General features: G+C 73.1%; 12 protein-coding genes. 8 read left to right on the forward strand and 4 right to left on the reverse strand.

Annotation, left to right across the window (positions count from 1 at the left end):
* Positions 1 to 9: 9 nt before the first annotated feature.
* Positions 10 to 891: a MerR family transcriptional regulator gene (locus tag ACFZB9_RS04495; protein ID WP_391443513.1), complete on the forward strand. Its 882-nt coding sequence runs from the start codon at positions 10 to 12 to the stop codon at positions 889 to 891.
* On the opposite strand, the gene ACFZB9_RS04500 is transcribed toward ACFZB9_RS04495, so the two are convergent.
* The 4 genes from ACFZB9_RS04500 to ACFZB9_RS04515 are packed head-to-tail and all read right to left on the reverse strand — an operon-like array spanning position 860 to position 5007.
* Positions 860 to 2164, reverse strand: coding sequence for an ABC transporter permease (locus ACFZB9_RS04500; protein WP_391443514.1), 1305 nt, complete (start codon positions 2162 to 2164; stop codon positions 860 to 862). The genes ACFZB9_RS04495 and ACFZB9_RS04500 overlap by 32 nt on opposite strands.
* Positions 2161 to 2847, reverse strand: coding sequence for an ABC transporter ATP-binding protein (locus tag ACFZB9_RS04505; RefSeq protein WP_391443515.1), 687 nt, complete (start codon positions 2845 to 2847; stop codon positions 2161 to 2163). The genes ACFZB9_RS04500 and ACFZB9_RS04505 overlap by 4 nt, the downstream gene beginning before the upstream one ends.
* Positions 2844 to 4292, reverse strand: coding sequence for a peptidoglycan-binding protein (locus tag ACFZB9_RS04510; protein ID WP_391443516.1), 1449 nt, complete (start codon positions 4290 to 4292; stop codon positions 2844 to 2846). The genes ACFZB9_RS04505 and ACFZB9_RS04510 overlap by 4 nt, the downstream gene beginning before the upstream one ends.
* Entirely contained in the window at positions 4276 to 5007 is a 732-nt protein-coding gene (locus ACFZB9_RS04515; RefSeq protein WP_391443517.1) for a hypothetical protein, read from the reverse strand. The genes ACFZB9_RS04510 and ACFZB9_RS04515 overlap by 17 nt, the downstream gene beginning before the upstream one ends.
* A 111-nt stretch (positions 5008 to 5118) precedes the next feature.
* Between ACFZB9_RS04515 and ACFZB9_RS04520 the strand changes: the two genes are divergently transcribed.
* The 7 genes from ACFZB9_RS04520 (at position 5119) to trxA (ending at position 11433) form a co-directional block, all read left to right on the forward strand.
* A complete protein-coding gene (locus ACFZB9_RS04520) occupies positions 5119 to 5847 on the forward strand; it encodes a response regulator transcription factor (protein ID WP_391443518.1) in 729 nt (242 codons plus the stop codon).
* Positions 5837 to 7807, forward strand: coding sequence for an ATP-binding protein (locus ACFZB9_RS04525; protein WP_391443519.1), 1971 nt, complete (start codon positions 5837 to 5839; stop codon positions 7805 to 7807). The genes ACFZB9_RS04520 and ACFZB9_RS04525 overlap by 11 nt, the downstream gene beginning before the upstream one ends.
* A gap of 142 nt (positions 7808 to 7949) precedes the next feature.
* Positions 7950 to 8462 (forward strand): SigE family RNA polymerase sigma factor, encoded by a 513-nt coding sequence (locus ACFZB9_RS04530; protein ID WP_391443520.1) that lies wholly within the window; start codon positions 7950 to 7952, stop codon positions 8460 to 8462.
* Between the two features lie 50 nt (positions 8463 to 8512).
* Positions 8513 to 9499 (forward strand): hypothetical protein, encoded by a 987-nt coding sequence (locus ACFZB9_RS04535; RefSeq protein WP_391443521.1) that lies wholly within the window; start codon positions 8513 to 8515, stop codon positions 9497 to 9499.
* A gap of 141 nt (positions 9500 to 9640) precedes the next feature.
* Positions 9641 to 10549, forward strand: a complete 909-nt coding sequence (locus ACFZB9_RS04540; RefSeq protein WP_391443522.1) for an aldo/keto reductase — start codon at positions 9641 to 9643, stop codon at positions 10547 to 10549.
* Positions 10550 to 10662: 113 nt separating this feature from the next.
* Positions 10663 to 11055, forward strand: a complete 393-nt coding sequence (locus ACFZB9_RS04545; protein ID WP_391443523.1) for a MerR family transcriptional regulator — start codon at positions 10663 to 10665, stop codon at positions 11053 to 11055.
* Between the two features lie 51 nt (positions 11056 to 11106).
* Entirely contained in the window at positions 11107 to 11433 is a 327-nt protein-coding gene (trxA, locus tag ACFZB9_RS04550) for a thioredoxin (RefSeq protein WP_391443525.1), read from the forward strand.
* Positions 11434 to 11463 lie beyond the last annotated feature (30 nt).

Consider the following 11463-nt stretch of genomic DNA (forward strand, 5'->3'; position numbering starts at 1 on the left):
AATGCGGAGGTGACGACCAACCCCCACGAGCTGGACCAGCTCACCGTCGGCCGCGCGGCGGCGCTCGTCGGGGTCAGCGTGAAGACGCTGCACCACTGGGACGCGATCGGCCTGGTGCGCCCGAGCGAGCGCACCGGGGCGGGCTACCGGGTGTACTCGGGCGAGGACATCGCCCGGGTGCACCGGGTCCTCGTCTACCGGGAGCTCGGCTTCCCGCTCGCCGAGATCGGCCGGCTCCTCGACGACCCGGCGGTGAACGCGCGTGCCCACCTGCGCCGCCAGCGCGCCGAGTTGCTGGAGCGCATCTCCCGGCTGCAGACGATGGTCGGCGCGGTCGACCGCATGATGGCGGCCTCGCGGACCGGGCTCCGGCTGACCCCGCAGGAGCAGGCCGAGATCTTCGGGGACGACTGGCAGCCCGCCTGGGTCGACGAGGCCGAGGAGCGCTGGGGCGAGACCGAGCAGTGGGCGCAGTACGCCGAGCGGGCCGCCGAGAAGACCCCGGCGGACTGGCAGGACTACACCGCGACGGCCGAGGCCCTGAACACCGACCTCGCCGCCGCCAAGCGCGCCGGCACCGTGCCCGGCTCGGCCCGGGCCAATGCCCTCGCGGAGCGCCACCGCGCCCTGCTCGCACGGCACTTCGACTGCCCGCACACGATGCACGTGTGCATCGGGCGGACCTTCGTCGACGATCCCCGGTACGCCGACCACTTCGACGCGTTCGAGCCGGGCCTGACCCGCTGGCTGACCGAGGTGATCTTCGCGAACGCCGAGGCCCACGGCGCCGACCCCGCGCCCCCGGCCGACCCCGCGCCCCCGGCCGGCCCCTCATCCCAGGCCGGCCCTTCATCCCGGCTCAGGTCGAGGCCAGCGCCTCGGTCGGAGTGAGCCGGGAGGCCCGGATCGACGGGTAGACGCCCGCCACCACGCCGACCAGCACCGCCCCGCCGATGCCGCCGAGCAGCACCTGGAGCGGGATGACCAGCGGCCAGCCCTGGGAGGTGGTGTAGCCGAAGGTCACCAGGGCGCCGATGACGGTCCCGGCGAGGCCGCCGAGCCCGGACAGTGCCACCGACTCGGCGAGGAACTGGCCCCGGATCTGCCCCCGGTTGGCGCCCAGCGCCCGGCGCAGTCCGATCTCCTTGCGCCGCTCCAGCACCGAGATGACCATGGTGTTGGCGACGCCGATCCCCCCGACCAGCAGGGCCACGCCCGCGAGGCCGATGAACAGCGCGGAGAAGGCGGTCTGGGTCTCCCGTTTCGCGGCCAGCGCGTCGGAGGGCCGACTGACCTGCACCAGGCCCGGCTGCTGCGGATCGATGGTGGCGGGCATCACCGCACGGACCGCCTCGATCTGTGACTCCTGGGCCTGGACGTAGATCACCGTCGGGTTGCCGTCGAAGCCCAGCTGGGACTTGGCGGCGTCCCAGCCGACCAGGACCGCGTGGTCGATGTCCGGCGCCAGCGGCACCGGGGCGAGGATCCCGATGACGGTGAACCAGTGGCTGGCGATGTAGACCTGCGGGCCGGGCGCACCGGGCGGCAGCGTGGTGATGCCGAGCCGGGTCGCGGCCGCGGCGCCCAGCACCGTGGTGGGGAACTTCTCGGTGGCCGCGTCGAGGAAGCGGCCCGTCTGGACCTTGCCGTTGATCGCCTGCAGCAGGTTCAGTCGGCCGGCCAGCACGGCGAGGCCGGTGTCGTGGTCGGGGTCGATCTTGTCGGAGCGCGCGACGGTGGTCTGGGTGTTGGCGACCGCACTGGCGATGGTCACCGGGCCGATCCGGGCGACCATGTCCGGCGACTCGGGCGGGAAGACCACCGGAGGGTTCTGGCCGGGGTTGGCCGTGGCCTGCAGCATGTTGGTGCCCAGTGCCGACAGCCGTTCCAGCAGGGCCTTCTGGCTGGAGGCCGGGATGCCCATGACGATGATCATCGTGGCGATCCCGATGGAGATGCCCAGGGCCGACAGCGCCGCACGCGCCTTCCGGGTGCGGATGCCGAGCAGCCCGAGGCCGAGCACGTCGCCCGGGGCCAGCCGCACCGGCTTCGTCCGGTCCGCGACGGACCTGCGGTCGGCTGCGGGCCGCTGGTCGGCTCCGGGCCTGTGGTCGGCTGCGGGCCGGTGGTCCGCGCCGGACCTGTGAGTGCCGCCGTTGCTCATGCGCTGATCCCGGTACGGCTGTCGGACACCAGGTGCCCGTCCAGGATTTCGATCCGACGCGGCATCAGTTCGGCGATGCCCCGGTCGTGGGTGATGATCGCGATGGTGGTTCCCTCGTCGTTCAGCTTGGTCAGCAGGGCCAGGACCGCTCTGCCGTTGGCCGTGTCCAGGGCGCCGGTGGGCTCGTCCGCGAGCACCAGCGCGGGCTCGTTGACCAGCGCGCGGGCGATCGCCACCCGCTGCCGCTCGCCGCCGGAGAGCTGGTGCGGCTGGTGCCCGACGCGGTGGGCCAGACCGACCCGGCCCAGCGCCTCCAGCGCCAGTGGGGCCCGTCGGCGGCGGGGCACTCCGGCGTAGAGCAGCCCGGTGGCGACGTTCTCCACGGCGCTGAGCCCGTCGGTGAGGTGGAACTGCTGGAACACGAAGCCCAGCCAGCGGCCGCGCAGCGCGGACAGCCGGCGGTCGGAGAGCTGCGCGATGTCGTGGCCGCCGATCTCCACCGTGCCGCTGGTCGGCCGGTCCAGGGTGCCCATGATGTTGAGCAGGGTGGACTTGCCCGAGCCGGACGGTCCGAGGATGGCCAGCAGTTCGCCCTCGTCGATGGTCAGCGAGACGTCGTCCAGGGCCTTGACCCCGCCCGGATAGGCCATCCCGGCCCCGCGCACCACCAGCACCGGAGTCATGTGGTGGTCACCACCCGGGTGCCCGCCTCGATGCCGTTGCCGGTGATCGCCACCATGCCCTTCGCGAACATGCCGGTCTGCACCGCCACCAGCCCGCCGCCCTGGAGCTGCACGGCGTAGCCGCCGCCGCTGAGCGCGAGGAGCGCGCCGACCGGAACGGCCAGCACTCCGCTCGCGGTCGCCGACACGAAGGCGACCTGGACGGTGGCCGAGTCGAAGTTCTTCACCTTCGAGGGGTCGTCGACGGCCACGGTCACGTCGACCGTGGGCGGGGTGTTCAGCCCGGCACCCCCGCCGGAGGTGCCCTTGGGGCTTCCCTGGACGGCCGTGCCGATGCCGGCGACCGTGCCCGGTGTCGTCGAGCTGTCGGGCAGGCTGACGGTGACCTTGTCGCCCTGCTTGATCGAACCGACATTGGCCGGATCCACCGGCACGGTCACCACCTTGTCGGTCGGGGTGACCGACATCAGCGCCTCGGCCCCCTGCTCGCCGAGCTGCGTCTGCAGCGTGCCGACCCGGATCGCGCCCGGCAGGACCACCACGTCGCCGATACCGAGGCTGCCGGTCTGCGGCAGGCCGGCGTCCTTCTGCCAGTGCTTGACCGCGGCGATCAGGGACGTGGTGACGACCCCGTCGCCCTCTCCCACCGTGACCTTGGTCGGCGCCGCCGGCGTGCTGCTGCCGGTGGTCGGGGCGGCCGGCGCCACCGGGGCAACGGGGGCAACCGGGGCGGTCGGTGCTGCCGGAGCGGTCGCCCCGCTGCCGGGCGCCCCGGGCGCACCCGTGCTGCCCGAGGTCGGCCCCGTTGCCGCCCCGCCGGAGCCGGACGGTTGCGTGCTGGTCGCGGCGGCCGGCACCGCCGGTCCTGCCCCGTCCTTCGGCGGCGGCGTGCTGGTGCCGGGTGCCGGGTCGGGCGCGGGCTGGGTGATCACGGTGCCGATCTTCGGCTGTGCTCCCACGTCGTAGCCGAGCGCCTGCAGGTTGCTCACCACCACCTGGACGTCCCGGCCCACCAGGTTGGGCTTGTCGAGGGACCGGAACAGCGGGGTCCCGCCGTAGAAGAGCGGCACCGGCTGGTCGTTGACCCGGTACAGCTGCTGACCCCTGGTCACGGTGGTTCCCGCGGCGGGGAGTGCGGTGACGATGCCCTGCTTGGCACCCATCAGGGTCTGGGCCGTGCCGAAACCCAGGGTGCCGCTCAGGGTCTGGGAGTTCGACAGGTCCGTCTTGACCACGGCGATCGTCTGCACCTGTGCGCTGCTGCTCGCGGCCTTGGCCGGCTTCCCGTGGCCGCGGAGCCCCACCGCGCCCGCTCCGACGCCGCCGACTGCCACGACCAGAGCGACGATCACGACCACCCGCCGCTTGCGGCTGCGCCGTGGGGGTGGATCGGCGGCGGGGACATCGGCGAGGTCGACGCGCCCGGCGTCAGTGCCCGCTGCCACTGAACGCCTCCATCTTGCAGGCCGAGATCACCTGGTCCTGCTGGGCCTGGGGCATCGTGGGCTGCCCGTCGTAGGTCCACCCGCTGTCCCCGCTGCCCGAAGTGCCATAGGCCTTGACCTTCAGCCCCTTGCTGTTGATGCAGTTGACCCAGGCGCTGAAGTCGGTGCTGTAGTTCGGGTTGAGCTTCGGATCCGTCTCCGGCGGCACCAGCGGCATCATGGGCAGGCAGGCCGCTTCAGCGGCCGGGGGGATGGACGTTCCCGGCGGCGGCTGCTTCTGGACGGGCTGTCCGGGGTAGCCGATCCCGCCCGTCAGGGGGACTCCGTTGTCGCCCAGGCAGTTGTAGTAGCCGGTCCAGAGCTGCGCGACGTGCGCGGTGGTGTCGTCCAGCCGCTCCTGGGGGCGGTTGGCGGTGGACCCGGGGGACGGGGCACCGGAGCCCGCGCTCGCCCCGGGGGACGGGGTGCCGGAGGCCGCGCCCGCGGCGGGAGGGGCGCCCGCGGCGGGGGGTTGCGCCCCGGCGGCGGGGCTGCTCGGACCCGCGCTGCTCGTCAGCGAGGCCACCGCGATGCCCTGCGCACCGCTCTGCGCGCCCGAGCCGGAACCGCAGGCCGTCAGTGCGGCCAGCGGGACCAGCAGCGCAGCGGAGAACACCGCGGTCCGTAGCAGCCGGCGGTCCGGACGCTGGGAACGATCATCAGTTGACTTCGGCATGGCTGCGATGATCGCCAACGGATGTTTGGAAGCTGTCAGGATGTTTTTCGATTCCGATGGCGCGGCCTGATGACAGCTCACACGCGCCGGGTGGAACGCCGGACCCACCCTATGATCGAACGCGTGAGCGCATATGTCCTGGTGGCCGAGGACGATCCGAAGCAGGCCGAACTGATCCGTCGCTACCTGGAGCTGGAGGGCCACACCGCCGCCGTCGTGCACGACGGACGGGCGGCGATCGACGAGGTCCGGCGGCGGGCGCCGGACCTGCTGATCGTCGATGTGATGATGCCCCGGGTGGACGGCCTCGATGTCTGCCGCATCCTGCGCCGCGAGTCCGAACTCCCGATCCTGGTGCTGACCGCCCGGTCCGCCGAGGACGACCTGCTGCTCGGGCTCGACCTGGGCGCCGACGACTACATGACCAAGCCGTTCAGCCCCCGTGAGCTGATGGCCCGGGTGCGCGTCCTGCTGCGGCGCTCGCAGCGGACGCAGGTCCGGGAGGTGGCGGACCGGGTGCTGCGGGTCGGCGACCTCACGGTGGATCCCGACCGCCACGAGGTCCGCGTCGCCGGCACCCAGGTGCCCTGCACACCAGGGGAGTTCGACCTGCTCAGCACCCTGGCCGCGCACCCCGAACAGGTCTTCAGCCGGGCTCAACTGCTGGGCGGCACCGGCGGGTTCGGCCAGTACATATCCGAGCGCACGATCGACGTGCACATCATGAACCTGCGCAGGAAGATCGAACCCGACCCCCGGCGCCCGGTACGCCTGCTGACCGTCTTCGGCGTCGGCTACAAGCTCACCGACGGCACGGGCGGGCGCCACCATGCGCCGTAGGGTCCCGCTGCGCAAGAGCCTGCTGGTCCGGCTGCTGGCCGCCTCGATCCTGGTCGCCGTCTGCTCGGTGGCAGCCACCGCCTGGCTGGCGGTGAACACCACCTCCCAGGAGATCCAGCAGGAGCAGGTCCAGACCCTCTCCGAGGACGCCGGCATCTACGAAACCCTGCTCGGCTACGCGGCGACCCACCAGAACTGGGACGACGCCGGGCCCGTACTGGCGGATCTGGCGAAGCGGACGGGCCGTCACATCGCCCTGACCGACCAGAGCCGCAAGCCCATCGGCGGTTCCATCGCCCCGCACGCGTCGCCGGTGCCGTCCAGGGCATCGGCGGTGTCGTCCAAGGCGTCGGCGGTGATCGACCCGCTCGCCGTCGACCGGACACTGGCACCGGGCGGCGGCACCACCCGCATCGACCCGCGCGCCGTCGGGCCGTTCGCCCTCACCCCCGAGGAACGCGACCGGCTGCGTGCGCAGGCCGCCGCGACCGCCGACTGCCTGCGCACGCGCGGATTCGCCGCCGAGACCGGCACCGACCCCAGCGGCCGGCCGAACGTGACCGTCGCCGGGCTCGCCCCTGACAGCGCCACCGCCACCGCCTGCGCCCTGCCCCAGCTGTCCGCTCCCACCCCGACCGAGCAGAAGGCGCTGAGCGGGCTCGGCGAGCTGGTCGACGCCTGTCTGTCGCCCGAGGGGCTGGGGCCGGTCAAGCTCGGCATCGGACCCGCCGGGGTGGTGCCGAACCCCCAGGACCCCCAGGTGCAGAGCACGGGGCGCCCCCCGGGTTCGGTGGTCATCCCGCCCGGTGCGGCGGTCACCCCCGGCCCCGCCGCCGCCCCGGCCGCCTCCCCGACGGCCACACCCTCCCCGACGGCCACACCCACCCCGCTGCCGAACCCGAAGGCCGACAGCGCCGATCAGGCCGTGGCCGGCTGCGTCGACTCCAGCCGCCGCCAGCAGCTCGCTCCCTACGTCGCCCCCGCCGCACTGTTGTTCATCACCGACAGCAACGGCATCACCACCCCCGCCTTCCACCTGACCCGAGGCGGCACGCTGCGCATCGCCGGCGTCAGCGGCCTGGTCCTGGCCCTGACCGTGGCGCTCTCGGTCCTCCTCGCCACCCGCCTGGTCCGGCCGCTGCGCGCGCTGACCGACGCCGCCCAGCACCCCACCGAGCCGCACGCCCGCGTCCCGGTGACCGGCAACGACGAGATCGGCTACCTGGCCGCCGCGTTCAACGACCTCTCCGAACGCCGTGAGCGGATCGAGGAGCAGCGCAAGGCGATGGTCAGCGATGTCGCGCACGAGCTGCGCACGCCGCTCAGCAACATCCGGGGCTGGCTGGAGGCCACCCAGGACGGCGTGGCCGTCCCCGACGAGTCGTTGATCGCCTCGCTGCTGGAGGAGGCGCTGCTGCTGCAGCACATCATCGACGACCTGCGGGACCTGGCGGCGGCCGACGCGGACACCTTCCGCCTGCACCGCGAGCCGGTCCGGATCGCCGAGCTCCTCGACCAGGTCACCGAGGCCCACCGGGCCCGGGCCGAGGCCGCCGGCGTGCTCCTGAGCGTGCCGGCCGCCGACGGGGAGGCCGAGTTGGTGGCCGACCCGGTGCGGCTGCGCCAGGCCGTCGGGAACCTGGTGGACAACGCCGTGCGGCACACCCCGCGCGGCGGGAGCGTCACGGTCGGGGCCCGGCCGGTGGGCGGCGAACTGGTCATCGAGGTGGCGGACACCGGCACCGGCATCGGGCCGGACGAGCTGCCGCACGTCTTCGACCGGTTCTGGCGTGCCGAGAAGTCCCGCAGCCGGCAGACCGGCGGCAGCGGCCTGGGGCTGGCCATCGTGCGCCAGCTCGCGCACGCCCACGGCGGAACGGTGACCGCGACCAGCCGGCCCGGCGAGGGCGCGGTCTTCACCCTGCGGCTGCCGATGACCGCCCCGGCCCCCGTGGACTGACCCCGGCCCCTGTGGACTGAGCCCGGCCGTGTCTCGTGGTTCGCCGGGGCCGGCTCCGGACCGCCGTGATACCTCTCGCTGCGGTGCGGCGTCCTAGGTGGTGTCGATCGATCCGAACACCGCAGGACCACCGGGGGACCACATGGACGAAGGGCTGAGCTTCGAGGAATTCGCCTCCTCCAGGGCCCGCAAGCTCTTCCAGGTCGCGTACCTGATGTGCGGGGACTGGCACCAGGCGCAGGACCTCGTGCAGACGACGCTCGCCAAGCTGTTCGCGGTGTGGGGGAGGCTGCAGCGCAACGGCGAGGCCGTCGCGATCGACGCGTACGCGCGCAAGGCACTGCTGCGCACCTACCTCTCGCACCGCCGGCTGCGCCGCTCCGGCGAGCTGGCGGTCGCCTCGGTCCCCGACCAGCCGACCGGCGAGCACGGGGACGGGACCGAGCTGCGGCTGACGCTGGTGGCGGCGCTGCGTCAGTTGCCGCCCCGCAACCGTGCCGTGGTGGTGCTGCGCTACCTGGAGGACTACAGCATCGAGGCGGTGGCCGAGGCGCTGGGGACCAGCACCGGCGCCGTCAAGAGCCTGAACACCCGCTCGCTGGCCCGGTTGCGTGAACTGCTGTCCGAAGATCGCGAGTTGCTGTTCCGGAGGTGACCGGAACCGAGCAGACCGAAGAACGTGCAGAACGAGCAGGAGGAATCCTGATGGACTTTGAAGACGACCTGGCCGGCATGCTCGTGGAGAGTGTGGGCGAACTGGACCCGCCGGTCGCGGCGATGGTCGCGGCGGGCAGCCGGGCGGGGCGGCAGCGGCGCCGGATCCGCCGCGGGCTGCAGATCACCGGTGCGGCGGCGATGGTGGCCGCGCTGGTGACGGTGGGCGCGGTGGTGACGCAGCGCGGCGGCCCGGCGCAGAGCGTCCCGGCGGCTGGGGCGAGCGCGTCGTCGAGTGCCTCCTCCGGCGCCTCGCCCAGCGCCTCGCCCAGCGCCTCGCCCAGCGTCTCGGCGACTGACTCGTCCGGCGTCTCGGCGCCCCCCTCCGCCGCGCCCGCCACGGCCGACCTCACCTGGCAGGCGATGCTGAAGATCCTGCACGACCAGCTGCCGCCCGGCGGCCAACTGGCCGAACTGGACACGTACGCGGTCAAGTTCCGCGGCAACGCCAACACGCGCTACGTCCAGCTCCAGTACAACGACGGTGCCGGTGCCTCCACCGTGATGCTGTCGGTGACCAACGCCCCCGTCCCGACGGGGATCCGGGCCCCCAAGACCGACTGCGTCGACTGGAAGGGCGGTACCGACGAGGGGCGCGACCGCAAGCCCGGCTACGAGAAGCCGTCCTGCCTGGCGACCGTGCGCCCGGACGGCACCAGGGTGTTCGAGTACATCACCGGCACCGACGGCTTCGGCCTGTACGACGAGGCCGTCGACGTGGACCGGCCCGACGGCACCCAGGTCTCGATCACCGCCGCCAACGCCACACTGGACCAGGTCGCCGCCGGTCCGGGCATCACGGTCACCCGCGACAAGCCGCCGGTCGGCCTGCCCGGCTGGGAGGCGATCGCGCTCAGCCCGCAGTGGCAGATGAAGGTGCCGCAGTCCGTGGTGGACGCGGGCGCCGCCTTCGCGAAGACCGTCGGCCGGCTGCCCTGCCCCTCGGATGTGAAGGCCGCCGACTGCGTCATCGACTGACGCCACGGACCCCCGCCGGAGCGGTGCGGGGGGCCGCTCCGGCGGGAACTCTTCCGCGCCCCCGAGCGTTGTCAATGTGGGTGATTCGCCCGATAGTTGGCGCCCTCGGACATTTCGCTCCGATGTGGTTTACTCCCCCGCATGACCTCCCCCCACGCACCCTCGGCCCCTTCCGCGTCCGCCGCCGGCAGCTGGACGCTGGGCGACCTGACGGTCCATCGGATCGGTTTCGGCTCCATGCGGCTGACCGGCAGCGGCGCCTTCGACCAGGGCACGCCCAGCGACCGGCCCCGGGCGATCGGGGTGCTGCGGCGCGCGGTCGAGCTCGGCGTGAACCACATCGACACGGCGGCCTTCTACTTCTCCCGGCTGCGGTCCGCCAATGAGCTGATCAACTCGGCGTTGGCCCCGTATCCGGCCGACCTGGTGATCACCACCAAGGTCGGGCCGGGCCGGGACCCTTCGGGCGAGTGGCTCTCGGCCACCCCGGAGCAACTGCGCGGGCAGGTGGAGGAGAACCTGCGCCAGCTCGGCCGGGACCACCTGGACGTGGTGAACCTGCGGATCATGGGTGGGCAGCTGCCGGCCTTCGTCGAGCGGTTCGGTGCGCTGGCCGAGCTGCGCGAGGCCGGTCTGATCCGCCACCTCGGCATCTCCAACGTCGGGCTCGACCACCTCGCCGCCGCCCAGCGGATCGCGCCGGTGGTCTGCGTGCAGAACCGCTACGGGGTCGGCGCCACGGCCGAGCAGCAGGCGGTGCTGGCGGCCTGCGGTGAGCAGGGCATCGCGTTCGTGCCGTTCTTCGCGATCGCCGGCGACGGGCGCGAGGGCGGCCCGGCCGAGCGCGCGGGCGAGGAGTCGGCGGTGCTCGACATCGCGCGGGCGCACGGCGCCACGGGTGCCCAGGTCCGGCTGGCCTGGACGCTCCAGCAGGGCGAGCACGTGCTGGCCATCCCGGGCACCGGCAACCCGGAGCACCTGGTCGAGAACGTGGCGGCCGGCGCGCTGCGGCTCACCGGGCCGGAGCTGGCCCGCCTCGCCGCCTGCTGAGCCCCCCGGAGCCTGCCCCGGAGCCCGCCCGCACGTCCCCGCATGTGCTGCTGGCCTTGACGTCAGGGTCAAGGTCTACGGTGGAGCCGTCGAGCGGGCTGGAGGTGCGAACCATGCGGATCGGAGAGCTGGCGGAGCGGGCGGGGACAACCACCCGCACCCTGCGCTACTACGAGGCGCGGGGCCTGCTGACGGCCCGGCGCACCGGCAACGGGTACCGGGCCTACGGCGAGGAGGAGCTGCGGCTGGTCCGGCAGATCCGGCTGCTGCAGGAGTTCGGGTTCGAGCTGGAGGACACCCGCCCGTTCGTGGAGTGCCTGCAGGCCGGGCACCCCGACGGGGACACCTGCCCGGCCTCGCTGGAGGTGTACCGGCGCAAGCTGGCCGAGCTGGACGACTGCCTGGCCCGGCTCGGCGCGGTGCGCGAGCAGGTGGCGGGGCAACTGGCCCGCGCGGAGCTGATGGTGGCGAGCGTGGACGCCGAACCCCGCTGCGAGCTGACCTAGGGCCTGACGACAGGCCCTGGCAGTCCCACAACAACCTTGGAGGGTGAGCCGATGGCCGGCCACGTGCTGGAAGTGACCGATGCGAGCTTCGCCGCGCAGGTGCTGGAGTCCGAGCTGCCGGTCCTGGTGGACTTCACCGCCGACTGGTGCCCGCCCTGCCGGATGATCGCACCGGTGCTGGACGCCGTCGCGGTGGAGGAGGCCCACCGGATCAAGGTGGTCTCGGTGAACGTGGACCTCAACCCCGAGACCCAGTCCGCCTACGGGGTGCTCTCGATGCCCACGCTGATCGTCTTCAAGGGTGGCGAGCCGGTGAAGTCGATGGTCGGTGCCCGGGCGAAGGCCAAGCTGCTGCGCGAACTGGCCGAGGTGGTCTGACGGGGCACGAGCGGAATGTCGTTGCGTGCT

Origin of the sequence: Kitasatospora sp. NPDC008050 (genome assembly GCF_042957465.1) — a bacterium.
GTDB lineage: Bacteria > Actinomycetota > Actinomycetes > Streptomycetales > Streptomycetaceae > Kitasatospora.

Excerpts from the sequence above, each read along its gene's own strand:
- ACFZB9_RS04500 (WP_391443514.1), bottom strand. The coding sequence starts at position 2,164 with ATGAGCAACGGCGGCACTCACAGGTCCGGCGCGGACCACCGGCCCGCA.
- ACFZB9_RS04505 (WP_391443515.1), bottom strand. The coding sequence starts at position 2,847 with ATGACTCCGGTGCTGGTGGTGCGCGGGGCCGGGATGGCCTATCCGGGC.
- ACFZB9_RS04515 (WP_391443517.1), bottom strand. The coding sequence starts at position 5,007 with ATGCCGAAGTCAACTGATGATCGTTCCCAGCGTCCGGACCGCCGGCTG.
- ACFZB9_RS04520 (WP_391443518.1), top strand. The coding sequence starts at position 5,119 with ATGATCGAACGCGTGAGCGCATATGTCCTGGTGGCCGAGGACGATCCG.
- ACFZB9_RS04525 (WP_391443519.1), top strand. The coding sequence starts at position 5,837 with ATGCGCCGTAGGGTCCCGCTGCGCAAGAGCCTGCTGGTCCGGCTGCTG.
- ACFZB9_RS04530 (WP_391443520.1), top strand. The coding sequence starts at position 7,950 with ATGGACGAAGGGCTGAGCTTCGAGGAATTCGCCTCCTCCAGGGCCCGC.
- ACFZB9_RS04535 (WP_391443521.1), top strand. The coding sequence starts at position 8,513 with ATGGACTTTGAAGACGACCTGGCCGGCATGCTCGTGGAGAGTGTGGGC.
- ACFZB9_RS04540 (WP_391443522.1), top strand. The coding sequence starts at position 9,641 with ATGACCTCCCCCCACGCACCCTCGGCCCCTTCCGCGTCCGCCGCCGGC.
- ACFZB9_RS04545 (WP_391443523.1), top strand. The coding sequence starts at position 10,663 with ATGCGGATCGGAGAGCTGGCGGAGCGGGCGGGGACAACCACCCGCACC.
- trxA (WP_391443525.1), top strand. The coding sequence starts at position 11,107 with ATGGCCGGCCACGTGCTGGAAGTGACCGATGCGAGCTTCGCCGCGCAG.